The organism is Bdellovibrio sp. SKB1291214 (assembly GCF_002209355.2).
In the GTDB taxonomy this organism is placed as follows: domain Bacteria; phylum Bdellovibrionota; class Bdellovibrionia; order Bdellovibrionales; family Bdellovibrionaceae; genus Bdellovibrio.
The window spans coordinates 2,826,062-2,851,765 of sequence record NZ_CP106855.1 but is presented as its reverse complement, the minus strand read 5'-3'; the positions used below and the strand labels follow the sequence as shown (position 1 = coordinate 2,851,765).

At 43.1% G+C, this 25,704-nt stretch carries 22 protein-coding genes; 6 read left to right on the top strand and 16 right to left on the bottom strand.

Annotated features, from left to right (window positions below):
- Position 1 precedes the first annotated feature (1 nt).
- Positions 2–634 (top strand): chalcone isomerase family protein, encoded by a 633-nt coding sequence (locus B9G69_RS14110; protein ID WP_088617411.1) that lies wholly within the window; start codon positions 2–4, stop codon positions 632–634.
- On the opposite strand, the gene B9G69_RS14105 is transcribed toward B9G69_RS14110, so the two are convergent.
- The 5 genes from B9G69_RS14105 to kdpA are packed head-to-tail and all read right to left on the bottom strand — an operon-like array spanning position 631 to position 8,297.
- Entirely contained in the window at positions 631–1,323 is a 693-nt protein-coding gene (locus B9G69_RS14105) for a response regulator (RefSeq protein WP_088617410.1), read from the bottom strand. The genes B9G69_RS14110 and B9G69_RS14105 overlap by 4 nt on opposite strands.
- On the bottom strand, positions 1,320–4,007 hold the full coding sequence (locus B9G69_RS14100; protein ID WP_088617409.1) for a sensor histidine kinase: 2,688 nt from the start codon (positions 4,005–4,007) through the stop codon (positions 1,320–1,322). Before B9G69_RS14100 ends, B9G69_RS14105 begins: the two co-directional genes overlap by 4 nt.
- Positions 4,004–4,543: a potassium-transporting ATPase subunit KdpC gene (gene kdpC, locus B9G69_RS14095; RefSeq protein ID WP_088617408.1), complete on the bottom strand. Its 540-nt coding sequence runs from the start codon at positions 4,541–4,543 to the stop codon at positions 4,004–4,006. Before kdpC ends, B9G69_RS14100 begins: the two co-directional genes overlap by 4 nt.
- Entirely contained in the window at positions 4,540–6,618 is a 2,079-nt protein-coding gene (gene kdpB / locus B9G69_RS14090; protein WP_088617407.1) for a potassium-transporting ATPase subunit KdpB, read from the bottom strand. The genes kdpC and kdpB overlap by 4 nt, the downstream gene beginning before the upstream one ends.
- Positions 6,619–6,626: 8 nt before the next feature.
- The gene (gene kdpA / locus B9G69_RS14085; protein ID WP_088617406.1) at positions 6,627–8,297 is read right to left on the bottom strand and encodes a potassium-transporting ATPase subunit KdpA; all 1,671 of its coding nucleotides are present in this window, start codon (positions 8,295–8,297) and stop codon (positions 6,627–6,629) included.
- A gap of 467 nt (positions 8,298–8,764) precedes the next feature.
- On the opposite strand from kdpA, the gene B9G69_RS14080 reads away from it, so the two are divergent.
- Positions 8,765–9,388, top strand: coding sequence for an NADPH-dependent FMN reductase (locus B9G69_RS14080; RefSeq protein WP_088617405.1), 624 nt, complete (start codon positions 8,765–8,767; stop codon positions 9,386–9,388).
- A gap of 226 nt (positions 9,389–9,614) precedes the next feature.
- On the opposite strand, the gene B9G69_RS14075 is transcribed toward B9G69_RS14080, so the two are convergent.
- The gene (locus tag B9G69_RS14075; protein ID WP_088617404.1) at positions 9,615–10,064 is read right to left on the bottom strand and encodes a DMT family transporter; all 450 of its coding nucleotides are present in this window, start codon (positions 10,062–10,064) and stop codon (positions 9,615–9,617) included.
- A gap of 477 nt (positions 10,065–10,541) precedes the next feature.
- On the opposite strand from B9G69_RS14075, the gene B9G69_RS14070 reads away from it, so the two are divergent.
- The gene (locus tag B9G69_RS14070) at positions 10,542–11,270 is read left to right on the top strand and encodes a tetratricopeptide repeat protein (protein ID WP_088614653.1); all 729 of its coding nucleotides are present in this window, start codon (positions 10,542–10,544) and stop codon (positions 11,268–11,270) included.
- A gap of 39 nt (positions 11,271–11,309) precedes the next feature.
- Here B9G69_RS14070 and B9G69_RS14065 read toward each other — a convergent pair whose 3' ends face one another.
- On the bottom strand, positions 11,310–12,173 hold the full coding sequence (locus tag B9G69_RS14065; RefSeq protein WP_265437798.1) for a hypothetical protein: 864 nt from the start codon (positions 12,171–12,173) through the stop codon (positions 11,310–11,312).
- A 192-nt stretch (positions 12,174–12,365) separates the two neighbouring features.
- On the opposite strand from B9G69_RS14065, the gene B9G69_RS14060 reads away from it, so the two are divergent.
- Entirely contained in the window at positions 12,366–12,833 is a 468-nt protein-coding gene (locus B9G69_RS14060; RefSeq protein ID WP_088614651.1) for a hypothetical protein, read from the top strand.
- Between the two features lie 6 nt (positions 12,834–12,839).
- Here B9G69_RS14060 and B9G69_RS14055 read toward each other — a convergent pair whose 3' ends face one another.
- Positions 12,840–13,139, bottom strand: a complete 300-nt coding sequence (locus B9G69_RS14055; protein ID WP_176400913.1) for a helix-turn-helix domain-containing protein — start codon at positions 13,137–13,139, stop codon at positions 12,840–12,842.
- 306 nt (positions 13,140–13,445) lie between these two features.
- Here B9G69_RS14055 and B9G69_RS14050 point away from each other — a divergent pair, with 306 nt between their 5' ends.
- Complete coding sequence (locus tag B9G69_RS14050; RefSeq protein ID WP_088614649.1) at positions 13,446–14,174, top strand: PAS domain-containing protein; 729 nt, start codon at positions 13,446–13,448, stop codon at positions 14,172–14,174.
- 424 nt (positions 14,175–14,598) lie between these two features.
- The gene (locus tag B9G69_RS14045) at positions 14,599–14,790 is read left to right on the top strand and encodes a hypothetical protein (RefSeq protein ID WP_217897668.1); all 192 of its coding nucleotides are present in this window, start codon (positions 14,599–14,601) and stop codon (positions 14,788–14,790) included.
- 304 nt (positions 14,791–15,094) lie between these two features.
- Here the strand turns inward: B9G69_RS14045 and B9G69_RS14040 are convergent, their stop codons facing one another.
- The 8 genes from B9G69_RS14040 to B9G69_RS14005 all read right to left on the bottom strand — a co-directional run bounded on the left by B9G69_RS14040 (position 15,095) and on the right by B9G69_RS14005 (position 25,409).
- Positions 15,095–16,684, bottom strand: coding sequence for a hypothetical protein (locus tag B9G69_RS14040; RefSeq protein ID WP_088614647.1), 1,590 nt, complete (start codon positions 16,682–16,684; stop codon positions 15,095–15,097).
- Positions 16,663–19,005 carry a hypothetical protein gene (locus tag B9G69_RS14035; RefSeq protein WP_088614646.1) on the bottom strand — a complete coding sequence of 781 codons (2,343 nt, stop codon included), beginning with the start codon at positions 19,003–19,005 and terminating at the stop codon, positions 16,663–16,665. The genes B9G69_RS14040 and B9G69_RS14035 overlap by 22 nt, the downstream gene beginning before the upstream one ends.
- 138 nt (positions 19,006–19,143) lie before the next feature.
- Entirely contained in the window at positions 19,144–19,524 is a 381-nt protein-coding gene (locus B9G69_RS14030) for a hypothetical protein (RefSeq protein ID WP_088614645.1), read from the bottom strand.
- A gap of 53 nt (positions 19,525–19,577) precedes the next feature.
- Positions 19,578–20,735: a PQQ-binding-like beta-propeller repeat protein gene (locus B9G69_RS14025; RefSeq protein ID WP_088614644.1), complete on the bottom strand. Its 1,158-nt coding sequence runs from the start codon at positions 20,733–20,735 to the stop codon at positions 19,578–19,580.
- Positions 20,736–20,759: 24 nt separating this feature from the next.
- Complete coding sequence (locus B9G69_RS14020; RefSeq protein ID WP_088614643.1) at positions 20,760–21,569, bottom strand: hypothetical protein; 810 nt, start codon at positions 21,567–21,569, stop codon at positions 20,760–20,762.
- A 207-nt stretch (positions 21,570–21,776) separates the two neighbouring features.
- Positions 21,777–22,892 (bottom strand): Glu/Leu/Phe/Val family dehydrogenase, encoded by a 1,116-nt coding sequence (locus B9G69_RS14015; RefSeq protein ID WP_088614642.1) that lies wholly within the window; start codon positions 22,890–22,892, stop codon positions 21,777–21,779.
- Positions 22,893–23,034: 142 nt separating this feature from the next.
- Positions 23,035–24,780: an arginine--tRNA ligase gene (gene argS, locus B9G69_RS14010; protein WP_265437797.1), complete on the bottom strand. Its 1,746-nt coding sequence runs from the start codon at positions 24,778–24,780 to the stop codon at positions 23,035–23,037.
- A complete protein-coding gene (locus B9G69_RS14005) occupies positions 24,777–25,409 on the bottom strand; it encodes a hypothetical protein (RefSeq protein WP_088614640.1) in 633 nt (210 codons plus the stop codon). Before B9G69_RS14005 ends, argS begins: the two co-directional genes overlap by 4 nt.
- Positions 25,410–25,704: the final 295 nt, after the last annotated feature.

Sequence of the window (25,704 nt, the reverse complement as noted above, 5' to 3'; positions counted from 1 at the left end):
TATGAAAACAATCATAATTACTCTTATTTCAATCCTGACTCTGAACGCCAACGCAGCTCTTTTAAAAACAGAGGCGCATACTAGCAAATTAGAAAACGTCGCTCTTTCTTCAACAGCTTCAACAAATATTGATGGAGAAGATGTAAAGCTAACTCATGTGGGAGCAGGTCTTCGCGCTAAAAAAGTGGTCTTTGTGAATGTTAAAGTTTATGTTGGAGAGCTTTTTACATCGGATCCTACCAAATTTAAAAAATCAGATGCCTTAACCTCAGTGAAGGACCAAAAAGCAATTGCAGTGCAACTTCATTTCCTCCGCGATGTTGATGCCGAAAACGTACAGAAGTCTTTCAAAGAAGCTCTTACAGCGAATTCCGTCAATATTGAGGACGCGTCTATCAAACAATTCTTGGATGCTGTCAACAAAGGTGGCGAAGCAAAACAGGGTAAATCTCTGACAATCCTGGGCTCCCGCCTGAAAGATGGATCTGAAAAAATTTCCTATGAAACAACTTCGGGAACAGTGACTGAAGTTAAAGGTTCGGCGGGGCTGGTTGAAAAAGTCTTTTCAATTTGGCTGGGCAAGCCCTCGGACAATGGCGTGGCTGACCTTAAAAAATCAATCCTAAAAGACTAGTCCAAATCCAACAACCGGTAACCAACGCCGGCTTCTGTGGTAATTAGCTCAGGTGTCGTGTCGTCGACCTTGAGCTTTTTACGAACAGCTCCAACGTACACCCTCAAGTAATGGGTATGCTCCACTGAATTGGGCCCCCAAATTTCATTAAGCAACATACGGTGCGTGACAACTTTACCTTTATGTTTCATCAAAACTTTAAGGATATTGAATTCGGTTGCCGTCAGTTTAATCTCATTCCCCAAGACTTTCACGACGTGACCAGGAATATCGACACTCAGCGGGCCGCTATTGAATTCTGACTTTTCAGTCGTGCCTCCCCCTGACCTTCTTAATGCCACACGCATTCGTACTAAAAGCTCTGGAACGCTGAAAGGTTTAGTAACATAGTCATCCGCACCACCATCAAGTGCCGCAATCTTATCCTCGTCGGAATCCTGAACTGTTAGAACGATGATGGGAACCTGAGACCACTCTCGAATTTGCCGTAAAACCTCTAATCCCGTTTGATCCGGAAGCCCCAAGTCTAAAAGTATTAGATCGGCCCGCTCCGATGCCGCCATCACAAGACCTTGCTTACCATCCGTCGCTTCGATGACATGGTAGGAATTACCCTCCAAGGTCACTCTCAAAAGCTTTCTGATAGGAGCTTCATCATCAATTACAAGAACCCGACGCAAGTCTTTCATATATCATCCTCGGAGGTTAAGGCTGATGGTGGAATTTCATAAGGAAGTTCTATCACAAATTCTGCGCCACGACGATCGCTTCGATTTTGAGCATAGACAACACCGTCATGAGCCTCGACAAAAGCTTTCACGATTGCAAGTCCCAATCCCACTCCGCTGGCTGCGGAACCCGGTACGCGATGGAAAGCTTCAAAAATCTTTTGCAGTTGATCCGTGGGAATTCCAGCTCCCTCATCAAGAACACTCAGCTGAACTTTGCGGCCTTCACGAGATAGATGGACTTCAATACCACTTCCTGGTTTTGAATACTTTGCTGCGTTCAGAATCAAATTCGAAATTACATGCTCCATGAGTTTCTCATCTATTTGCATCAAACAAATTTCTTCAGCACAATGAAACTGAATTGTACGCCCCGCAACCAAAGGTCTCACTTTTAACGTTAACGATTCACAGAAGTCGACAAGATCAACCCAAACTTTTTTCGGTGTAAGCACCCCAGAATTCAAACGTGACATATCCAAAAGATTTTCGACAACCTGATCTAAACGTCTTGATGATTCAATCACAGAATCGACCAGGCCCTCCCTTACTTTGTCTTCAGAACTCAATTTATGGTCTTGTAGAGCAGACGCCGACCCAATAATCGCTGTCAGCGGTGTGCGAAGTTCATGCGAAACTGAATTTAAAAGTGCTTGGTGCAGTTTCTCTGAAGCTTCTAATAACTTCACATTCTGTAACGTATCCTGCAATTTTAAACGTTCTAGAGAGGCTCCTAATTGCAACGCCACGGTTTCAATCAAATTGTCCTGTTCTAGAGAGAGGGGATTCTGAACCCGTGGATAAAACAGCATCACGCCTTCCAAGCTGTTTTTACCTTTTAATGGCAAACTTAAGCAACGGGACTCTGTTAATGTTTCTGTCCTCCAGCCCGCCTTCTTGCGATTCTCAAAGGACCAAAGTGCTAGCGCCAAATCTTTTTCATCAAGTTTTGTCACGTTGTATGTTCTGCGTTCTAACTTACCGTCCATATCAGAAAAAAGTATTTTAATTTTACCATTCAAAATCTTTTCCAGGTTTTGTTCTGCGGAAAAAGCAACTTCCGTTCGGGTGACTGCTGTTGACATATCCTGAACCAGTTCAAGCAAAGCTCTGTTGTACTGATCTCTTTGCAAAAGGTCGCGATCGCGACGGCGAATCTTGGCAGTTAAAAATCCCCCCATCATCGCCACAAACAAATAGGCAAAGCACATCATGACGTCTTCAGCGGCAGTGATATGAAAAGTAAATAAGGGAGGAATAAATAAAAAATTCCACACTAGAACACTTAAAATTGCTGCAAATAAAATGGGCCCTAAAGTGCTCATGAAACCCATTAATAAAATAGCTAAAAGAAATATAAACCCTACAGCGCGATATCCCAGGTATGGATTTAGCAACTCACTAATAAAAGTTATACCGCCAACAAACCAAAAGGCATTCCAGTAGGAAGTGCCAGGAGCATATAGAACCGGGGGAGCTAAGCGGAACTTCTTGGTGTTTTTCCGCTCTTCTTGTCGAATTATATGAATATCAACCAGACTTGCTCTTTGAACCAGCTGATCCAATAAAGAACCACGGCGGAATATAAAATCCCACCAACGGCCTACCGGCCGCCCCATAATTATTTGAGTTACGTTGCGTTCGTTTGCGATGCGATGAATTGCTTCGACTATATTGCTGTCACGAAGAGATACAACTTCGGCCCCCAGCTCGCGAGCCAACGCAAGATTTTTATTGAGCATGGCTTGATCATCAGACGCGAGTTGTTCGCCGGTATCGACGTATAAAGCCAACCACGGTGCTTCCAAGCTATAAGCCATTCTTCGCGTGGCACGAATCAATCTCGCAGAATAGGGACTGTATCCTACAGCAACCAGCAGTCTCTCTTGCGTATTCCATGGGCCATTCACTCGCTGTACAACCATTTGATCCTGAAGATCCTGATCGACTTTTTCAGCGGTGTACCTCAAAGCCAGTTCTCTCAAAGCCAACAGGTGAGTTTCTTTAAAGAAGTTTTCTCCGGCCTTCGCCGCTCGCTCGCCTTGATAAACCTTTCCTTCTTTCAGACGTTTGCGCAGATTCTGTGCGCTAATGTCTACCAACTCAATTTGCTGAGCCTGATCAATCACAGAATCAGGAACGCGTTCAAAGATCCTTACGCCTGTAATCTGCTGTACAAGGTCCGCACGACTTTCGATGTGTTGCACGTTGACTGTTGTATAAACATGAATCCCCGCATCCAATAGTTCCAGGACATCTTGATAACGTTTTTGATGTCTAGAACCCGGCGCGTTCGAATGAGCCAATTCATCGACTAGTACTATCTCAGGTTTTCTTTTCAAAATGGCATCAATGTCCATCTCATCAAGAACCGAATCTTTGTAATTAATTTTTTTTCGGGGAATAAGTTCTAAACCTAATAACAATGCTTCGGTTTCTTTACGTCCGTGAGTTTCGACGACACCTACCACCAGGTCCAAACCTTGGCGAACCTGCTCTTGTGCCGCTTCTAGCATCGCAAATGTTTTACCAACACCGGGACACATCCCAAAAAAAATGCGAAGGTGCCCACGATACGTAGACTCCTCCGCTTTTTTTATACCGTCTAAAATACGATCGGGATCGGGACGATAATCATCACTCATAATTTTTGATCCAAAGCTAAATTAAGCTTTAAAACATTCACGCGGGGCTCACCCATGAATCCCCACTGGCGCCCTTCAGTGTATTCCTGAACAAGCTCGCTGACTAGCGCTGTCTGTTTAGACGTTAATTTACGCTCCTTGGCGATACGCTCAATTTGATCCTTCGCAGCCTCCGGACTGATTTCAGGATCGAGTCCGCTTCCAGAAGCATAGAGGTTTTCTCGCGTTAAGCCCTGAGCCTGGCGCTCGGCAACCACCTTTTTCAATATCTCGTTGGTGGGAGACATATTGCTCGCTCCCGAAGAAGCCCCGTTATAATCGGCCGCCGAAGGACGAGGCCAAAAATAGCTTGCACCCGTAAATTTTTGCGCGAGCAAAGTGGACCCAACAACAGCATCATTTTTTTTTATTAAAGATCCCCGTGTTTGCTCGGGAAATGTCGCCGAGCCAACGGCCGTCATGAAGCAAGGATATGCAATACCGGTTAAAACAGACAATGCCACAAACAAGCGGAAACCAATCAACCAATTTTTCATGACACAACTCCCAAAGCAACAATCACCAGATCGATAACTTTGATTCCAATGAACGGAATAATCAAACCACCCAAACCATAATTGATAATATTTCTACGCAGAATCACATTCGCACCCAAAGCTCTGTACTCAACACCCTTTAACGCCAATGGGATCAAGAGAATGATGATCAAAGCATTAAAAATAACTGCACTCAGTACCGCACTTTGTGGAGAGTGAAGTCCCATAACATTCAGTTTCGCTAAGGGACCAGCCCCCGTTTGAGTCGCGTAAAGAGTCGCAAACATCGCTGGAATGATTGCAAAATATTTCGCAACGTCATTCGCAACACTGAACGTTGTCAGCGCTCCGCGAGTCATCAAAAGTTGTTTCCCTGTCTCAACAATCTCAATCAACTTTGTCGGGTTCGAATCCAGGTCAACCATATTACCTGCCTCTCGCGCCGCTTGAGTACCGGTGTTCATCGCGACACCTACATCGGCTTGAGCCAACGCTGGCGCATCGTTCGTTCCATCTCCTGTCATTGCAACTAGGTGACCGCGAGCTTGCTCTTCCCTAATTCTTGCAAGTTTCATTTCTGGCGTAGCCTGAGCAATGTAATCATCGACTCCGGCCTCCGCAGCAATAGCAGCCGCCGTCAATGGGTTATCCCCTGTGACCATCACAGTGCGTATTCCCATCTTACGAAGTTCAGCGAATCGCTCTTTAATGCCTCCCTTCACGATATCTTTAAGATAAACCACACCCAGAACTCTATTTCCCTCCGCTACGACCAATGGAGTCCCCCCTTGTCGTGCCACCCGCTCCACAATCTCTTTAGCAGCCATTGGATACTGTCCCCCAAGAGCTTCTACATGTTTTTGGATCGCGTCTCCAGCGCCTTTACGTAGCATCACTGGGCCCTTTGGATTTTTAAGATCAACGCCACTCATACGTGTTTGCGCCGTAAACGGAACAAACTCTGCCATATGGGGCTCCAAAGTTTTTGCACGCAAAGAAAACTTATGTTTCGCAAGAACAACAATCGACCGTCCCTCGGGTGTTTCATCACTTAATGAAGCCAGTTGAGCTGCTTCTGCTAACGCTTCATCTTTAACACCCGGTACCGGAATAAACTCACTGGCCATTCGATTACCCAGGGTGATTGTTCCTGTCTTATCAAGCATCAACACATCAATATCTCCGGCCGCTTCGACTGCGCGACCACTCTTAGCAATCACGTTTTTACGAATCATCCGATCCATACCGCTGATCCCAATGGCGCTTAACAGCCCCCCGATGGTGGTCGGGATCAAACACACCAATAAAGCGATTAGTACCGTGACTGTCACAATATGAGAAAGATCTTGATGAGACGCTGCTGCAGAAAATTCTGCAAAGAATTTCAATGTTGATACAGCCAGGACAAACACGACAGTCAAAGCAATCAATAATATACTCAAAGCGATTTCGTTTGGAGTTTTCTGACGACTGGCTCCCTCGACCAACGAAATCATGCGATCTAAGAAACTTTGCCCAGGATCGGCCGTGATCTTTACCAAAATGCGATCACTGATTACTCGCGTGCCGCCCGTAACAGCACTTCGATCCCCACCACTTTCGCGAATGACCGGAGCCGATTCACCGGTGATCGCCGATTCGTCGACAGTAGCAATACCTTCGACAACTTCACCGTCCCCGGGAATAATATCACCCGACTCACAAACGACGACATCCCCCGAGCGCAGACTCGTGGCAGGAATTGTTTGTTCCTGGCCGTTTAAAATTTTACGAGCCACGCTGTGCGTACGGCTTTTTTTAAGGCTCTCGGCCTGAGCTTTACCGCGCCCCTCTGCCACAGCTTCAGAGAAATTTGCAAACAACACCGTGAACCATAACCAAACGGCAATTTGCAATTCAAAAGAGTAAGACTGCCCCCTTATGATCAACGACGTCGTTATAAATGTGACTATGAGGGCTCCGACCCAAGTGACAAACATCACCGGATTACCCCATTGAACTCGGGGATCTAATTTCACGAAACTTGATTTGATCGCTTCCAACATCAATTGCTTATTTAAAAAAGAACTTTTCATAAATTCACCTAGGCCTTAGTGACCATCAAAAGATGTTCCAAAACCGGTCCCAACGACAACGCAGGAAAAAACGTCAACGCTCCCACAATCAGGATCACGCCCGCAAGCAACCCACCAAATAATAAGGAATCAGTTTTGAATGTACCGGATGAGGGTGGAGAGATTTTCTTAGCACTCAAACTTCCGGCAACAACCAAAACCGGAATGATGATCGCAAAGCGACCGATCAACATAGCGACACCCAACATCACGTTATAGAATGATGTGTTTACTGCTAGGCTGCCAAAAGCCGAGCCATTGTTTCCTGCCGCCGAAGAATACGCATACAAAATTTCACTCAATCCATGAGGCCCCTGATGCCCCAAGCCTGCAAGGCCCGCAGGAGCCACCACTGATATCGCAGATCCCAAAAGAATCGTCGCACACGGAGCAAGAACTCCGATGACCACCCACGTGATTTCTCGCGCCTCAATTTTCTTTCCGAAATACTCTGGAGTTCTTCCCACCATAAGGCCGGCTAAAAACACTGTCAGAATCACATACAAAAGGATGCCGTACATGCCCGCGCCAACACCACCGAAGACAACTTCCCCTAACATCATATTCAGCATCGCAATGCCACCCGATAAAGGTGACATACTGGACAACATCCCGTTCACTGAACCGTTCGATGCAACTGTGGTAAAGACTGACCACAAAACAGTATTGGTCATACCGAAACGAGTTTCCTTACCTTCCATAGAGCCAAAATTAAATTCTGACCAAAGCGAAATCGCCAACACCGTAACCATTAAAGCCATCATCACGCCAAACAAAACCCAGCCTTGTCGACGAGATCCCACCATCAAACCAAACAAATACGTACCGCCCGATGCGATCGCAAGGATGGCAACTAACTCCAGAAAGTTTGTTAATGGCGTTGGATTTTCAAACGGGTGCGCACTGTTAACCCCAAAGAATCCCCCACCGTTAGACCCCAGCTGCTTAATCGCAATTTGCGAAGCTGCCGGCCCCTGAGGAATAATTTGCTCCAGACCCTCAACTGTTTTCACGTGATCATAAGGAAGAAAGTTTTGAACAACTCCTTGGCCCATCAATACCACAGTAAAAATCACCGATAAGGGCAATAGCAAATGAACAGTTCCTCGAGTCAAATCCACCCAGAAATTTCCGAGGTTTGAATTCTGCCTATTGGCGATACCCCGAGCGATTGCTAAAAGTACTCCCAAGCCCGTCGCAGCACTTACAAAATTTTGCACTCCTAGTCCCAACATTTGCGTCAGATAACTTAAAGTATTTTCTCCAGAGTAAGCCTGCCAGTTTGTATTCGTCACAAAACTCACAGCCGTATTAAAGGCAAGATGCCAGGACAATCCCGGAAGCTTTTCAGGATTTAAAGGAAGATGCCCCTGCAACATCTGCAAAAGCATTAAAAATACGAGACCTATAATATTAAAAATAAGTAGAGTTTTCGCGTATTCTCTCCAATTCATTTCATCTGTTTCTCGAACGCCGGAAACTTTATAAACAGCAACTTCCAGTGGCCTTAAAGCCGAAATCAAAATATTCCGATGCCCACTAAAAATCTTAAACATATACGCCCCTAAGAGCGGAGTCACAAAAGTGACCACCACTAGGGCCGCAGAAACTTGAACGAAATCCACACCAGTAAATGCCATAAAACATCCCTCTAACGTGATTTCACTATAGGCGCCCCAGCCTCAATCCCAGATAAAAACCCCGCCCTCAGGCATAAAGAAAACATAAAAATCAGAGACAAAACGACTCAAAACCAAGCACGGGCCCACAATTCTTATGTTTCAAGCCCATTAATGAGAACATTGTTTTTATTTACATCCCTGCGCTCGGGTCAGACGTGGGATCTGCGAATTTTGTAACTCTATTTTTAGTCACAACCCGCCCATAAACTCGTATGAAATTTTAATGAGTGCTACCAACCCAGTTGCTTCTTCCAAAAAAGGTCAGAATCTGCGCTTGTTTGTTAGCAATCCATTAACAAGAATTCTTAGAGAGCTGATCGCCACCATTTAAAATTATAAATTGAGAATTCGCCCTTTTAATAAGGGATTCCCGCAGCCCATGAAATGAGTTTTACTGAAAATTTTTAAAAGGAAGGATCACGCAAATGAAAATATTTTGTTTTGCCCCCGTTTTAAGAAAAGGATCCTTCAACAAAAAACTCATTCGAATAGCGAAAGCCCACGCCGAAGAATTCCCCGGCACTGAGGTCGAACTTTCTGAATTTAATGATTTTCCTATGCCCATGTACGACGGAGACATTGAAACGGGCGAGGGAATTCCAGAGGCCGTTAAAAAACTTGCCGAAAAGATAAGCGCAGCCGATGCGATCATAATCTCGTCACCCGAATACAATGGGAGTATTCCCGGCACATTCAAAAACGCCATAGATTGGCTTTCACGCCTTAAACCCGTACCCCTATCACGAAAGCAGATTCTATTAATTGGAGCCTCTACAAGCCAATTTGCATCGATTAAAGGCAATTTTCATGCACGAGTCCCATTTCATGTGCTCGGCGCCTTCGTTTACCCGGATTTCTTCGGTGTCGCCTTTGCCGAAAAGGCCTTCGACGATAAAGATCAGCTGAAAGACCAAAAACAAAATGAATTACTAAAAAAGACGATAATGGGATTTTTGAAGTATGCATCAAGAGCAGAAACACCTTTTGATCGTTTGAATGAATTCGTTGAAGAACAAATTCATAGTCACGACGATAATCGTCCCCACTGAAAATGATATTTCTCTTGCAGAGTTTGAGCAACGAATGGGCAATTTGACTTGCCCCACTGTGATGGAAGTTCCATAAAGAATTTGATTGGTGATTTGGAGAGGTCCAACAAATTATCGGACAGTCGAACAGCGTAACTTAGGTTATGGGTAATATAGCTCAAAAAAAAAAGACCGAAGGTTCACTTCGGTCTTTCAATTCTCTATTTTGCTTTTTCTTATTTATACATTAACCAGAATTTCTATCCATCACAGAAGATCTCCCGCGCAACTCCACCGAAGACGGCGCTACAACCGTCGTCGACGGAACACGTTTAATCTCTTTAGCTTCTGTTTCCGCAGCAACATTTTCTACTGAAGAACTTTGGCCAGAGAAATTCAACATCACAACACCTAAAATAATCAAAGATGTCGCAAACACTTTTTGCATCGGAAGTGGCTCATTGAAAATAACAAGCCCCACCACCGCCATAATTGCCGTACCGACACCCGCCCAAATCGCGTAGACCAAACTCACAGGCAGAGTTTTAAGAGCAAAAGTAATACAGAAAAAAGAAATAGCAAAACAGAGGACCATTAATACCGAAGGAATCAGCCGAGTGAAACCTTCCGCGTATTTCATACCGATCGTACCCAAGATCTCGAAGATAATTGCCGCCGCAAGATATGCATATGGCATAAAGCACCTTTTATGATGACCTTTCCAGTCGTTTATTCAGTTTTTTTACCCCGTGCCCCAGATGACTCTCTGGGAGATCTTTTTTTGAATCCATAGCGGAAAAAAGACTTAAAAAAGCGAACAGGAAGAAAATTCCTGTCTTTGATATGACTAGGATACCATGGCGGCCGACAAAAAGCTCTCATGACTAGACTAATTCTTATTAATGTCGTGAATACAGCCACTTAGCTCAACACGACATCTCATTTTGAACGTCTCTATTCAAGATTTTAGGCAGAACTTTTGTATTAAAAATGAAGTTATTTAATCCCCAAACAAATATGAACTTGTTTGGGTTTTAGAAATGTCCAGGGGCAGCAGGAAGTGATTCGATCTATTCAAGAACTCTTGCGTGAAAAACAAGATCAACTCAATCAGCTTCAATAAGATTGAATAAAAAAACTTCGTTTCGTTCGAAAATTCGTTCATGATAAATGCATGAAAAACAAAAAAACCCTCATCGCCATCTTCGTAGTTTTAGTGATCGTGATAGTCATTGCGGTTGTTTTTTATCCCAAAAAAACGGGCACCGAACAAGCTCCGGTAATTCCAGAAAACCAGATCACTCGAGTGCAACTTCCTTCAGGGACAGAGCTGGTTGTTTATCACGACACTCCGAAGGCAGAATCAAAACCTTTAAGCTTGACTGCTGGAAACTTTGAAAGTTTGGTTTCGACATGCTTAAAAGGCGAAAGCTGCGTGGTCGAAGATGATCCGTTAAAAATGTATCAGGGTTTTAAAACTGCGGGCAATACACGCGCCATCGAGAATTTGATTTCTTTTCTAAGATCGCAATTAAAAAAACCAGAACTTAAAGACAAATATAAATCGGCGGTTAGGTCGATGATTGATGATTTTTATCCTGCTCAGGAAAAGCAGTTTCAAGAGGCGGCTTATTATAATTACCTAGGGGATTTAAATAAATCCTTGGAACTATATCTAGATCTAAAAGAGAAATCAAAAAAAGATGCTGCCTTACGGGGGGCTCCTAATCTGAATATCGCAAATACTTATTATGAGATGAAGAATTACGCTGCCGCTCAGCCGTTTTATGAAGAGGCGTTTCTAGACTATACCTCTGGCAAAATAAAATCCGATCCAGATCCCACCTCGTTCATTGAAGAGCGTATCTCTGAAATTAAAGCGCGTTTGTATCATTATCAATAATCACATGAGTATCTACAGCCGGGAGAATCCCGGTCCCGGCTATTCAAATTTTAGAATGTCTTGCCTTAGACCATTTTTAAGTAGCGGGCGCAAAGACTCCATGGCTTTAATGCCCGTGAAAACAACTTCAAATTCCAGATCAATTTTTCCGTGCCACATTTCATGATGAGGAATTGAATCATAAGTATTGATCTCGACATCGCCATTGCGATAAGCCTTTAGAAGCTGCTGTTTGGAATAAGGAATCAGATAAGGTTCTTGTTTTTGAAACTTAAAATAATTGACTGCGAAATGCGTCCTGGCGCCAAAAGGTCCTGTGCGGAGAGGCTTGTCTTCTACCCACTGTTCACGCTCGGCCTGATTCATCACTCGAGATAAATTAATTTGGTCGGGGAGACTGGAAATGAAAACCTCCCCTTGATCGATCATTTTCACTGTTTCATTTTCTAAGAACGCTGCCTTGAATCTTTTCGCCGGGGGCTCTTGGCTGGCTAGGTCCTGGCGAAATTGAAAGGATCTTTCAATAAATGCAGCGTAACCGTTAGAGCGAATTCTTTCAAATTCTACATCCCCATCTCGTTGGCTGCGAAGTTTCACTATGAATAATGCGTAGCCATCAACGTATTGGCCCGGAATCAGTTTCACTTCCTGAACAACAAAGTCGGTCATTGGCACGCTGTTGTAGGCGCGACCATTTTTGATCACAGCAGAGTTTTCATGAAGGACTGCCGACGCAAGTTTCGCAATATTGGCTTTAATAAGCTCGGTGTTTGCGGAGGCTTCAAGAAGGGATTTACTGATCAGTCGTTTATAGAACACTCTGGGAACTGTTTCGATTTCTTCTGCAAACACGTTGTCGCAGCTAAGCGTCGCATAGGCGGGAATTGGCAATACAGCTGTCAATCCGATAAACAATCAACTTACTGCCTTTAATTTTAAGCAATAGCGAATCAATCCCATATTCATCATTTTTTTTCTTTGCAATGGAAAGACCACACCTAAAATGTCAGCTGTCCAGTTAATCACCAATGGTTTCTATTTTAAAGTGGCTATATTTCATCTTACGATGGTCCGATTTTAGCTTCGTATTTATCTATGGCTGATCTTAGGAAATGGTTTAAAAACACTTTAATAGCCCTTGTGGCGATAGTTTCATTGACGGGGAGCCTGACGGCCCACGCTCAATCCACATTGCAATGTCAGTCCGTCTTTACGCTGGCCGAGACAAAGTCGTTATTATTCTTTAAAGAGTCGATTGACGAAAAATTATTAGATGATGTGATCATTGAAACCATCGAAGGCCATGGAAATATCACGAGTCGATTCACAGTCAATCAAACCGAAGCTTTGGCGCTCGGAGAGAAATGGATGGGCCAAGAATATTCACAGATTGGCAAAGCAGGTTCGGGAGTGTTTTTAAGCTCGGATGGAAAACGTCGGTTTAGAATCGATAACAACTCGGTCTTAGGAAACCACAGCCCTTATAAGCCGCATGTACACCTGGAATTGGTGAATCCACAGACCCAGGTGGTAATTTCAAACAATCATATTATCTTGAATTAAACAAAATCACTCGCCGTTGGATTTTCCGTCATCTTTAGCGGATTTTTTCTCTGACTCATCCCATTTTTTTTCGGCAGTTTCCTCTGCCTCTTTGGATGTACTTCGGATGTATTCCTCACGCATTTCTTCAGGCGGAATTTTATAAACTTCGCACATCTTCTTTAGAACTTCTAAAGGCGGTTTTCTATTTCCTAACTCCAAATTAGATAGGAACTGGGACTTTTTGTAGCCCAATAGCTTTGCCGCTTCCTGCTGAGTCAGAAGGGCGTTCAGTCTTTTCTTTTTAATGTAATCCGATAAAGACAAAATGCACCCTTTAGTTCATAAAAATCAAGTTAAGGTTAAGCATCAATATTAGACTTAGCATGAACGTGAATATGGTATGAAAATAATTGTTATAAACCTATTTAATACTTGCTCATCTTAGACAACCAAATGGCATAGGGGAAATGTAAAAGCTAAAAAAATGTCAGCTGTAATCCTATTCAATCACTCTTAGTTGTTAATAATTATAACTGCAAGTTTAGTGCGGCCATCTTTTGACCATAGTTGATTGAATAATTATGTTTATAGAGGAGATTCAGCAAAAAAGTTTCTCATAAGGAAAAAGACATGGGCTCAAGTGGCATTTCAATCGTTGATCAAATCCGAAATATCGAACATGTAGCAGCTTACATGACAGATGATCAACATCGAATCACTGTTTGGAATTCCAATGTTGAACAGTTGCTTGGATACAACCAGTCAGAAATCATCGACCAATCTGACGCAATATTGCTATTTGATTCCTCGGAAGACACGACTATAGCAGGAGCAAAGTTTAACTGGCGTAAAGCCAAAGATGGTCGCAAATTGTTTGTTTTAGAAACCGTGACTAAGATCGAAGATCCAGATTCCTCAAGATTTCAGACCATGAAGATCATCGAGGACTATACAGATCAACTATCTTTTTTAGAAAAAATCGAATTGTGGATGCAACAGTACCAAGAGCAAGATTTGATTTTGGTCGTAAATCAGAAGTCTCTTTCTATGAGCAATTTATCAGATAGATTCGTGTCTTCTTTGGGCTACACACAAGAAGAGTTACAAGGGCGACCACTGGAAACTGTCGTTTCTGAAGGTTCTAAATCCTTTGAAGGAACTGTTGACGAACTTATTGTAACCGCTAAGCGCATCCATGGAATGCGTTTTAAGCTTAAAGATGAATCTGTGCTGACGGCGACAGTGAGTTCTTTTGAGATGAGCGAAATTAACGTCGACGGTACGCGAGAGACATATTGGTTTGCAAAGATTCTTCCGTTCGAGAATTCCCAGACTAAAATGACAGAATACTTTTTTTAAATAAATTATGATCGTGGTATTTTATCTGATGCATGAACTTATCGAAAATCAACTATCAGCAGACCGATCGGGTTTTGATTTATAAAGTTAACGGCGTTCAGAAACAGGCCCATAAAAGCTTCTGATAAGTTATATTATGTAACGGTATATATGTAGTGTATTTGATTAGAGGGCTTCTTTACGGCGTTAAATGCATATATTCGATCTGATCCTTCGATGGCGTATTATCGATTCAAGGTTCATTTCAACATTCGGAATCGCCATTTAAACCAATCTTGGGATCTATCAGCCTGTTTTGAATCATTTTATTAGGCCGTATATTTAGATCAATGAATCCTTATCAAAAGCCCTGGATTTCGGACCTACTTCTTTTGAGTTTCGAATTTGCGTTTAAATCGCCAAGGTTAAAACCTACCTTTTTGGTATGGCTATGCATACTCCAATCCTTGATCGTTTAAATACAGCTCAAATACGCATCAAAAACCTTACTTACTTGCTGGTTCTTTTAATTGTTTTAAAACGGATCATTTTAAAACCTGCGATTCCTATCGATTTAACCATCAAAAACCTTGGTTATTTGATGCGTATTTTAAACACTTCAACAGGTTCGAATTAGATCTAGATCTATAGGTTTAAATCATGTCGAAATTGATCTGTTTAAATCCAAAGAAAATGCATTTTGTATTCTTTTGAAGTTTGATTTCTTTGATTTGAAATCAAACTTCAAAGTTTCAATTCCCATAAAATGAATAGAAAACAAAAAGTCTAACGACACAGATCTTTATTTAAGAAACAGGTTGAAACAAAGACCTAGAAAACCAATGAAATAAGATGGTTTTACCCAGGATCTAGCGAGATTATTTAAAAGCTGGACCTCGGATGAAACTTATCTATGAAGATATATCATTATGTTTCAATGGTTAGTTGAAAATTCCCGAGCACAATGGCGCATGTTTCGGATCATTTAAAAGAAATTGATTCATGAACGCAAATCCATCTCGTTTGAAATAGTATTTAAACTGCGATTTCTTCGCGTTGCGATCCAACCAAATCGTCACATTGGTATCTGTTAGGTTCGCGACCTGTTTTAGGAAATGGTCCATCGTATCTTCAGGGGTTTTGCCTAAGAAAGGACCCTCTTTGTAACCGGCAACTTCATCTGGGAATATAACTAATGGTGCAAGCAATTCGATTTCACCCGGATATTCCGACATGATATTTGGAAACAAACGACGGCTGTCTATTTTCACCGCTAAAAAGCCGCCGTTTGGAATATGTTTCATCTGCCCTTTTTCATTCACCACCTTTTTACGGCCAATAAATTTAATCGCAACCCAAGGATCATATGTGAATGACAAGAAATTAGAACTTCGCGGCTCTTGTGCATGAATCGTCATTTGATCGGAAATACCAACTATAGGCGCAGTTCCGGCAAATCGTGTGGTATTTTCAATTGAGATATCGCCATTCTGCAAGCGATTCACTGAAAGAGATCTTAAACGACGAGTATAGTTCCCTTGGTTCTTGGTTAAAACGGTCGACATAAAGGCCACGCGATTTTCACCGTTTGGCAATTGGAGTCTTTGAATTTTATCGGTTTCATAATCAATACCGCGGAATGCAACCGTGGTATGTGTCGGGCTTGGACTGCGAATGGCATCTAACCAAACCTTCCAAGCGTTCGCTTCAGAAGGCTCCATGGCAGCCCAAGGAAGAAAATCGGAAATCATTTGCGCCACACCTAGACGATCATTTTTGAGCATAAGATCATTTAGTTTGTCAGAATTAGATTCCCATTTTTCTAGGACACGGGTCTGTGATCGCCAAGCATCAACCGATTTTTTCTGCGCTCGTTGGTCTTTTAAAGCAGCTTTATCAAGCTCTTGAACTTTTACCACAGAATCTTGCAAAGAGGCTGCGAGCCCGTTTTGCACGCGACCCGGGGACTTCGTTATTTGCTCGATAAACTCTGCAGCCGACTGTGCATATGTCGATTTTAACAACTCGAGATGGATATGAGCCAGACGGGCACGCGCCGCCAGACTCCCCTTTTGATTATTAAATTCAAGTTCTGCCCAGGTGTAGGGCGAATCAAAGATCAACTTGTCAAATTCACGATCTGAAACGCTCATTCCCGTACCCAAATCAAAGTGAGTCAACCGCGTGAATAATAAAAGATCTTTAAAGAAAAGTTCTGGACGTTTTTCTACGGTTTCATCGTACTGCAAGCGAATGGTTAAACCGTCGCTATTAAATTCAGGAATAATCCGTGTGTGGGTTTCCGTATCAACAACCAAAGCCTTTTCGATTTTAGCCGTCGCAGCCTCACGAAGTTCCAGTTGATTCTCGAACATACCACCACGGTGTTTGCGGTTCATGTTTTCGTTGATCAGAAACTGCAATTTCCTCAGGCTTTCATCAAATGACAAATCCTGCGGGATGGAATTACCCGCAAAGGTTAAATTATGTATCAAAAGAATCGCGAGGATTACATAAACACGGATGAACATCTTGGGACTCCCAATGATCCAGTCAATTCTTTCAAGCGATAATTTCCAGAGATATCCACCTCTAAGCCAAACCCAGCTTTTCCCAAAACGTCTCGATAGACCTCAAACAAAACATCTGAACTTAAAGTGGAAACAGATCGCCCTGCGTTCGCGGCCAAGGAGTTAGAATCCACAATCTGAATATCAAAATATTTTTTCATAAAATCCAAGCTTGTCGGATTAACAAAGTTCTTGAATTGTTCCATCGCCATGCCGTCGGGGGCGATCAAGTAAACTGTAGATTTAACTTTCGGATTGAATGTACCATTCATGATGTCTTCGCTAGAAAATTTCATCGTTTGCCCACGAGGCAACGATTGCTGGGTATTTGCCAAAAGACTGCCCAGGCTTTTCATTGAAAAATCAAAATCCGCTCTTTTGAAATTCGGTTGTTTCATCAAGGTCGCAAGATCTGATTCCGCTGTATATCCATTGCGGATCGCGATTTGAGTCATTTGAAAGACCGAAATCGCATCACGACTTGAATTTAGCTCGGTCAATTTACGAAACAGCGCCTTAAAGCGTGCATTTTGCGGGATCGGTTCATAATTAGAAATTGGAGCACGTATGCCATTTTGTACAAATAGATTTTCCAACAGTTTTAACTGATTGCGTTTGCGCCGCGAAGATGATTGTGCAGCATGCGCTAGCGTTTCATTTTCAGAACCTACAACGTCAGAAATTAGGAAGTAAGCTTCCAGTTTTACCTGGGAGCCCAGGATTTCACGTAAATAGCCGGTCTCAACTTCTACAATATCGAAACCAGCGGCTGTCTTTTTAAGCCAAGCTTCGGTTTCTTCAAAGGGCGTATGGACTTGACCGACAATGGCCATGCGGTCCTGAGGAGTGGGTGCAAGGTTTCCTTGTGTGAAAGCTAGTTTTTCACCTGTATGTGTTTGCACGAAGCCGCCCCGAATGACGTCCCCGACTTTTATACCTTTGTTGGCCATGGCTCCCGCAGTACCAATGTAAACGATATCCCTGTGTCCTGTGGCCTTCAAAGCTTTCGCAATGGGAACGATCTCGTCACCCCAGACTGCGGAAAAGACCCGCCAGCGTTTAACCTGACCATTGGTATCTTCTAAAAGATAATCGCTGAATTCGTGGCTTGCTTGTTCCGAGGTAAATTGAGCATAAGAACGTGAAATGCTATCCCCATATTTTTCATAGACATTTTCAATCTTAACACTTGAGTTGTGAAGTGCATCTAACTGAAACGAAGATTCTTTCATCGCTCGCTGGGCCATACCGTTGAATTTAGAGACTTGCGCTGACTTATCGACACCCATCGATTTTAGCAGTTCAGAAGATTGCACTTTAACGATATCAAGCATCCCGGCATCTTTAATCGCCGTTTCAAAGGCACCTTTTTGGCCGATCAAAACTTTGTCTGCCACGGGTAAGTTTTTAAAGATGTCTTTTAGGATGACCGTTTGTTTTTCATGAAAGCGATTAGCATCGCCATACACCGAGACCTGACCTTTTTTCGAAGCAAAGGTTTTTCCGTCGAATTTCAAGGCTTTGATCTGATCTACAAAATGTAACACGCGGTCAGCACCCGAAATCAAATTCACCATGTAAAAGTGTTTTTGAGTTTTAGGATTATAAGCCAAGAATATTTTATTATAGTTTCTTGCCATGGGCTTGATCTCTTTAACGATCTCAAAACCATTTCGTTCAACTGTTTCCGTAAAATCTCTTTGGTCACCAATGATGAATGAAATATTGCGTTCATTAATAATTGCATCCCAGACGAAAGCACGCGTTGTTTTTTCAGAGATATATCTTTCAACATCCATCAAATATTTAGAATCAACACGCTCTTCGGGGGATTCTTGCCAAGGGACCTCGGCAAAATCCAAGGCCAATGGCTTTACGCCTTTACCGGCTTTAAGCGGCTCCGAAGCAAACTTCGTTGCAAGTTTGTTTTTAAAGAAATTATAGTCCCACTTAAAATCCGCAGCAGTGGCTTTCAGTTCTGGAGCCTTTTTGTTTACAACAGCAGTGATCACAGCATCCCAATTTGTGGGTGCATTTAAGATCTTCGTATCAGATGTGACTTTATAAATGTCTTCAGGAGTGATGGAATATAAGACCTTGATCAAACTGGGATCACGTTTATTTCCTAAAAAATCAGCTAAATTCATGACGTAGAACTGCAATCGATCGACGGCGAGCAATTTATCCACAGATTCAATAGCAGCGGCATCACGCGATAAATCCACCGCGAAAGCTTGAATCCCAGTATTGAATATAAACAGCAATACAAATAAATAGCGCACACGACACCTCAGTGTGTTCCAGTTGCAAAGAGGGTGCGCAGTTAACTATTTGATTTTAGGTGAATTGTAAGGGGAGATTCACTCCCCTTGCGAGAATTGGCAACTGAGCGTAAATAGAAGTTACGTCTCAGAATGAGACTATTCAGCAGTCCACTCTTTGAAACCTGCTTTTTGAGCGGCTGCTAGATCTTTACGGTCAATTTCATACACGTTGCAGTTTCCTGTGGGGCTTCCGCAAAGTTGGATGCGCATCATACCGTCGTTGGCATTTTTGCTAGAGAAAACCTGAATAGAACCCAGGTCTTTTTGCATATCAGGAAGTGGGATGCGTTTACCCTGACCACATTGCAAAGAACCATCTGGTTTAAACACTTTCACACGGTCTGAAGTATTGGTAGTAGATGTCACGGCAGCACCTCCATCAGCTTGAGAGTTCTTTTTCTTTTCACCCCGGCAGTCACCATGAGAGCAAGCTGCCAAAATAAGTACCGGAATAATCGCTGTAACTAATTTTCTCATCACTGACTCCCCGACTTTGATACAAGCTCTGCTAGCAGCAGAGAAAAGTTTGCTTAGTAATTGCTACGTACCCATTGTGCATCGATTGCATAGAGATTGGCTTCCCCAGAGATGAAATACACACGATTTGCGCTTTCATCGACCTGTGGTGCTGATAAAATACCACGTCCTGGCTCCATATCTCCTAAAGCTTGCCCTGTGCCTGCATCCAAAAATTGCAAACGGCCTTGAGATTCTCCGAATGTCAGAATCCCTTTAAATAGTTTTACCTGTGTGGCGATACCGTCCTTAACTTTATAGCTCCAGACCTTTTGGCCATTGGATTTATTCAAAGCTAGTACTTCACCGTTCGTGGTTGGATAATAAATGCGATCGCCGGCTATAGTCACTGAGCTATATCCGCCTTGATCCACACGCCACAAAACTTCGCCTTTCGCCGCAGAAACAGCGTAAAGCTTGTCATCATAACCAGCGATGTAGATTTGCTCACCATCCAGAATTGGGCTTGCATCAATATCACGGAAACGTTTGTTGCGGTTCAGTTGCAGTTCCCACGTCACCACGCCAGATTTCGCGTTAAAGGCGACCAAAGAGCCGTCAGAGAAACCGACATACAAGTTGCCATTACGGATTGCTGGCTTACTGCCACCACGGATAGAGAACACAGACGTGTCTTGGCGGGAGTACAACCAAACCTGGCGTCCGGTTGCTGCGTCTAATGCATAAAGAACATTGTTTCCGGCTAGGAAGTAAACAATACCTTCATCCAATAACGGTTCAGATAAGTTTTCGGCCTTTGTCGGAAAAGTCCATTGAACGCGGCCGGTGCTGGCTTCGACAGAATAAAAGTTGCCATCGCTTGCGCCCACAAACAAACGATCGCGGATCATTGTAGCGCTGGGCTCGACACCGTTTTTAATGGGAAGATTCCACTTCAAACGACCGTCCTCACGGCCATAGGCAGAAATACCATCCATACCATTTCCTTGGATCACCAGATCACCCACCAAAAGCGGAGTCATACGGTTGATCTTGCGGAATCCAAGATTGTCTTTCTGAGTTGTTTGACGAACCCATGCCGTTTTAACTTCAAAAGTTCTTTTACTGTTGTTCAGCGCACGCCATTTGTCGATGGTTGTATCCATCGAACTATTTACGGTCGTACAACCCATCACGAAAAGAGCCAAAGCCCCGAAAATAAAAAACTTCATGGTCGCCCTTACTTACTTTAAAAACTAAAGGTTCTTTTTCGCTTTCAACAAACGAAGGTACTTAGATGCTTCACGAGAGGTCGCAACGTCCGCATTTTGTGCTTCAGCCGTGTTGTTAGCGACTTCGGTGTATAGTTGCTCAGCCTTTGCAGAGTCGTTCAAAGCCTCATAGCAAAGACCTTGGCGAAGCTTCGCCTCATCATGAGCATAAGCGAATGCTTTAGAACCTGTGATCACTGTCCATTTATCGATAGCAGATTTGCAGTCACCTTTATCAGCAAGGACATTACCCATTTGCATCCAAACCAGCCCCGAAGTCAGGTCTGACTTATTCAAGCCAGCTTCCACTTTGTTTAACGCCGCCACGGCGTCATCAAACTTTTTATAAGTGATATAGATATCGCTCAAATTCAAGGCAGCCATTTGCGCTGCTGTTGTTTTAGGAGCATCAGCAATGACAGCCTCAAAGCCAGCGATAACTGTTCCGTAGTCTTTTTGAACATCCCCAGATGCTTTTTTGCTAGGATCAAAAGCTGGAACATTCTTTTTATCTTTACCAGCTGTTGAAGCCAAAACCTCGGCACGAGCTGCTTCATCAAAGCCACGTTTTTTTTCTGTGTAAGCTTTTTCAGCGACAGCGTATTTGCCTTGAGTCTCAGTTTCTTTTTTAGTGTTTAGGTAACCCATCAAAGAAGCACCTGCACCAATGACGATAAACGCGAAAATCGCAGTGATCACAATTTTAGAGTGAGTTGTTGTCCAAACAAACCCTTCTCTTAATGTTTGTGTGACTTGGTCTGGTTTCTTCAAATCTTTAGATTGCTGTGTGCTCAAGATAATTCCTCGCTGTTAATAAATACTTAGACCGAATAATTGTTAAACTGGGGGGGCTTTAGAGTCAACTCTATGAGGTCTGTAGTTCGCTGCGTCGATAGGAATAAAAAAGGCCCGTTACCAGAAGGTAACGAGCCTAAAAAATGTTTTTAAAAGCTGCTTCAGCTTACGCGCCGACCGGCGCTTCAGCTCTGCCAGTTGTCGGGGCTAGCGGTTGTAAACTTCTTTCAACGTCGTGAATGAACGAGAAGATTTACCTGGGTGACGTTGTTTCAAGCGACCAATTGTTTTGATGCGCTCTTCAGCCAAACGGTCTGCAGCAGTGTGCGTACCGATATTGTCACGTTTAGCAACTTCGTAAACCTTCGCAATATTGTCGTAAACGCGTTTCGTTTTTTCGAAAGCACGCTCTGGAGAGTAGCCTTCAAGTTCAACGAAGACGTTCATCAAGCCACCCGCATTGATTACGTAATCTGGAGCGTACAAGATGCCCAATTCTTTCAATTGGTCACCGTGACGAGCTTCAGCCAACACGTTATTGGCGCCACCCGCGATCACTTTAGTTTTGAATTTAGTGATAGATTGATCGTTAACGATCGCACCCAAAGCGCATGGAGCCAAGATATCGCACTCCGTGAAAAGGATTTCATCAGAGCTAACCGCTTTCGCACCATAAGTTTCTGACACTTTCTTTGTGCGAGCCATGTCGATATCAGCAACGATGATTTCAGCGCCTTCTTCCTTAAGGTATTTAACTAGGTTTGAACCCACGTTACCAAGACCTTGAACTGCTACGCGCATACCTTTTAAAGAGTCTGTTCCGAATTTCTCAGCCGCAGATGCTTTAATACCCATCAAGACACCGTGTGCAGTGTATGGAGATGGATCACCTGAACCACCAAAGTCTTTAGGGATACCAGTTACCCATGGAGTTTCCATGTAGATATGTTCCATATCTTGAACTGATGTACCGACGTCTTCAGCAGTGATGTATTTACCATTCAAAGAGTTTACGAACTGACCGAAAGCACGGAAAAGACCTTCCGATTTTTGCGTCTTAGCATCACCGATGATAACAGCTTTACCACCACCCAAGTTCAAACCGGAAGCCGCTGCTTTATAAGTCATACCTTTAGAAAGACGTAGAACGTCTACCAAAGCTTCGTCTTCGTTTTTATAGTTCCACATACGAGTACCGCCCAAAGCAGGACCCAAAGATGTATTATGAATAGCGATGATTGCTTTAAGACCCACAGCAGGATCATTACAGAATACCACTTGTTCGTGGTCACCATGTTTAGAGATTAACTCAAACGTTCCCATGGAAAATTCTCCTTAATTAGAATTGCCTAGGGATCATTGTTCCATTTGAGTAAAAAGACTAGCACTTACACCCAGCACTAGATGCACTGGGCTAAATGCTCTCAATACCGTTATCAACAAAAAGCGCTCAGCGCAGGTAGCGCTACATTTTCTCCGGAGCTGGCATTCCAAGCACTGCCATACCTTGCTTCAAAGTCGCTCCCACAGCGGCGCTCAAAGCAAGACGTGCTTCGCGAATATTTTCGTCTTTTTCAGTTCCAATAGCGCACTCGTGGTAGAAAACGTTAAACTTCTTAGCCGTCTCATATAAATAAGTGCAGATCGCAGCCGGTTTATAATTTTCTGCCGCCTGTGCCACGGCCGTGTTAAATCCAGACAAGGCCTGCATCATTTGTTTTTCTGCTGGATGAGTCAGCAACGTCCAGTTCACAGATTTTTGCGTGCGCGGGAATTTACGCAACAAACTTTGAATACGCGCATGAGAGTACTGAATAAATGGTCCAGACTCGCCATCAAGCTTCAACCACTCGTTCATATCAAATACGATTTTCTTATTCGTATCCATACGAAGCATTCCATAGAATATTGCACCCTTAGCCACTTGTGCAGCGATCAAGTTAATATCCTCCTTGGACCATTCGTTTTCGTAACGAGCCAGATATGTCGTTTTAACGTGTTCTTCCATGTTGCGAACAAGATCATTCAAAGGAACAATGTTCCCCTTACGAGAACTCATCGCACCATCCGGAAGTTCCACATAGTTGTACTGAAGATGGAAGCAATTCTTAGCTTGCTCAAAACCCAGCATTTCAAGAACGCGGAATACTTGTTTAAAGTGCAAGGCTTGGCGCATATCCACGATGTAAACGGATTTTTCAATTTGTACGTCTTGGAATTTATGACGAGCTAATAACAAATCTTTCGTCGCATAAAGACCCGTCCCATCAGATTTTAAAAGCATACAGAAGCCTAATTTTTCAGCCTCTAAATTCTTACCGATCGCACCTTCGGATTTTTCTAACTTTCCTTCGGCATAAAGTTCTTTAACCCACGCTGCAGAAGGAGCGTCCATTTCAGACTCAAAATACCACTCGTCGAAAGTCACATCCGCCCACTTATAGACAGACTTCATCAATTCAATAGACCACTCGCGAGTTTCTTTCCACAGATCAAAGTATTCGCCTTTGCCTGCTTCAAGTTGCTTCAAAATCGCCGTTAACTCCTGGCGATTTACTTCTTCTTGGGGAGTTCCATTTTGATCTTCCAATAAAAGATTCGCTTTAGAATACATGCTTCCCAACCATTCACCTTTTCCAGTTGTTGGAACAGGTTCTTGATTGTGTTTTTTCATGTACCAAAGACATTTCGCCACGTGAGTTCCCATATCACCTGGGAAAGTGGCAGATACGATCTCGCGACCGGCGTATCTCAACATACGAACGATGGAATCTCCCAAACACAAGTTACGCATGTGACCCACATGAAGTTCCTTGTGTGTATTCGGTTGTGAATACTCGATCATTGTTTTCGGTGCTTTTTCAACAAGGGCTTTTTTAAAGTGCTCGCCTGTCAAAATAGGATTTAAAACTTTTTCACCGAACGCTTGCGGAGCAAATGTCAGATTCAGATAAGGTCCAGCCGCTTGAGCTTTGATCAAATTGGAATCAAGTTCCATGTTAGCTGCTAATTCGCCAGAAATTTGCGGTGGGCCTTTTTTCAAAGATTTTGCCAAAATAAAGCAACCATAAGCCAAATCACCCATGTCGGAATTTGGTGGTTCGACAAGGGCTTTGTAGATTTCATCTGCAGAAAGGTCATGACCCATCTTTTGAATCGCGGCTGCGATTTTTTCGGTGGCTAAAAGGCGGATTGAATCGTGTTTAATCATATAAATTTCCAAACTAAAAGAACTGCAGCCCAAATAAGTGACAGAGAAAGAATGAATATACTGATTTTTCGGTGAAATTTAAGGTCTTTTTTAAGCTTTGCGACTTCTGCGTTTAAAGCCTGTTTTTCAGCCCAAAAACCATCCATTTTACGCGATAAAAGCGACATTTCGGCCTGTCTTTCGGCTTTTTCTGATTCCAATTCCTGCAAAGCCTTTTGATGAAGGACCTGAGGGCTTTGATTCATGAAATATTGCGGAGTAAGCCCTGGGATTTTTTCGTTCAAAATCGAATACCACTGAAGAGCGCGCCAAACATGTGGGGGAGCTTCATCCCCTTGCTTTGTCCAGCGAGTCCAACTGCTTGGATCGACCATCAAAAGCTGACTCATTTTGCGTTGTGAAAGGCCGAGCCCCAAACGGATAGATTCCAAATCCCCCATCTGACGACGAAGAACTGAAACTTGGGCTTCATAATGCATCCTTAAAGATGTCTTTGAGCGGGGAGATTCGAGAGAGCCCTCCCCTGCCTCAATTTCAAAGGCAGAGCCTAACAAGCCCCCGATAGAACCCTCGTTTGAAACGTCTTTTTCAGGGGGATCCAAGACTAGACCCTGAGTCTCCATATCCATTGAAAGCCTCCCGGACTGTTGTATTTCACAATATTAGTGTTGTTATACGCATTGAAATGCGTTGTGAATTACATGTATACTTTAAAAGGTCCCGATGGGGAGTCAAGCTAAGTCTTTGAAACCACAAAAGAATCCGTCCTGGGTACCCCAACACACCCGTTTTTCAATTCAGACTATAGCTTATGGCTATAAGCTATAGTGCTATCTATATAATATTACTGGTTATTTTATATGGTGGTTTTTAAGGAATTCGATTAGACACGTCGAGTCTAGTATCGCTAAACAAACTTTATTT

Excerpts from the sequence above, each read along its gene's own strand:
- B9G69_RS14110 (WP_088617411.1), top strand. The coding sequence starts at position 2 with ATGAAAACAATCATAATTACTCTTATTTCAATCCTGACTCTGAACGCC.
- B9G69_RS14105 (WP_088617410.1), bottom strand. The coding sequence starts at position 1,323 with ATGAAAGACTTGCGTCGGGTTCTTGTAATTGATGATGAAGCTCCTATC.
- B9G69_RS14100 (WP_088617409.1), bottom strand. The coding sequence starts at position 4,007 with ATGAGTGATGATTATCGTCCCGATCCCGATCGTATTTTAGACGGTATA.
- kdpC (WP_088617408.1), bottom strand. The coding sequence starts at position 4,543 with ATGAAAAATTGGTTGATTGGTTTCCGCTTGTTTGTGGCATTGTCTGTT.
- kdpB (WP_088617407.1), bottom strand. The coding sequence starts at position 6,618 with ATGAAAAGTTCTTTTTTAAATAAGCAATTGATGTTGGAAGCGATCAAA.
- kdpA (WP_088617406.1), bottom strand. The coding sequence starts at position 8,297 with ATGGCATTTACTGGTGTGGATTTCGTTCAAGTTTCTGCGGCCCTAGTG.
- B9G69_RS14080 (WP_088617405.1), top strand. The coding sequence starts at position 8,765 with ATGAAAATATTTTGTTTTGCCCCCGTTTTAAGAAAAGGATCCTTCAAC.
- B9G69_RS14075 (WP_088617404.1), bottom strand. The coding sequence starts at position 10,064 with ATGCCATATGCATATCTTGCGGCGGCAATTATCTTCGAGATCTTGGGT.
- B9G69_RS14070 (WP_088614653.1), top strand. The coding sequence starts at position 10,542 with ATGAAAAACAAAAAAACCCTCATCGCCATCTTCGTAGTTTTAGTGATC.
- B9G69_RS14060 (WP_088614651.1), top strand. The coding sequence starts at position 12,366 with ATGGCTGATCTTAGGAAATGGTTTAAAAACACTTTAATAGCCCTTGTG.
- B9G69_RS14050 (WP_088614649.1), top strand. The coding sequence starts at position 13,446 with ATGGGCTCAAGTGGCATTTCAATCGTTGATCAAATCCGAAATATCGAA.
- B9G69_RS14045 (WP_217897668.1), top strand. The coding sequence starts at position 14,599 with ATGGCTATGCATACTCCAATCCTTGATCGTTTAAATACAGCTCAAATA.
- B9G69_RS14040 (WP_088614647.1), bottom strand. The coding sequence starts at position 16,684 with ATGTTCATCCGTGTTTATGTAATCCTCGCGATTCTTTTGATACATAAT.
- B9G69_RS14030 (WP_088614645.1), bottom strand. The coding sequence starts at position 19,524 with ATGAGAAAATTAGTTACAGCGATTATTCCGGTACTTATTTTGGCAGCT.
- B9G69_RS14025 (WP_088614644.1), bottom strand. The coding sequence starts at position 20,735 with ATGAAGTTTTTTATTTTCGGGGCTTTGGCTCTTTTCGTGATGGGTTGT.
- B9G69_RS14015 (WP_088614642.1), bottom strand. The coding sequence starts at position 22,892 with ATGGGAACGTTTGAGTTAATCTCTAAACATGGTGACCACGAACAAGTG.
- argS (WP_265437797.1), bottom strand. The coding sequence starts at position 24,780 with ATGATTAAACACGATTCAATCCGCCTTTTAGCCACCGAAAAAATCGCA.
- B9G69_RS14005 (WP_088614640.1), bottom strand. The coding sequence starts at position 25,409 with ATGGATATGGAGACTCAGGGTCTAGTCTTGGATCCCCCTGAAAAAGAC.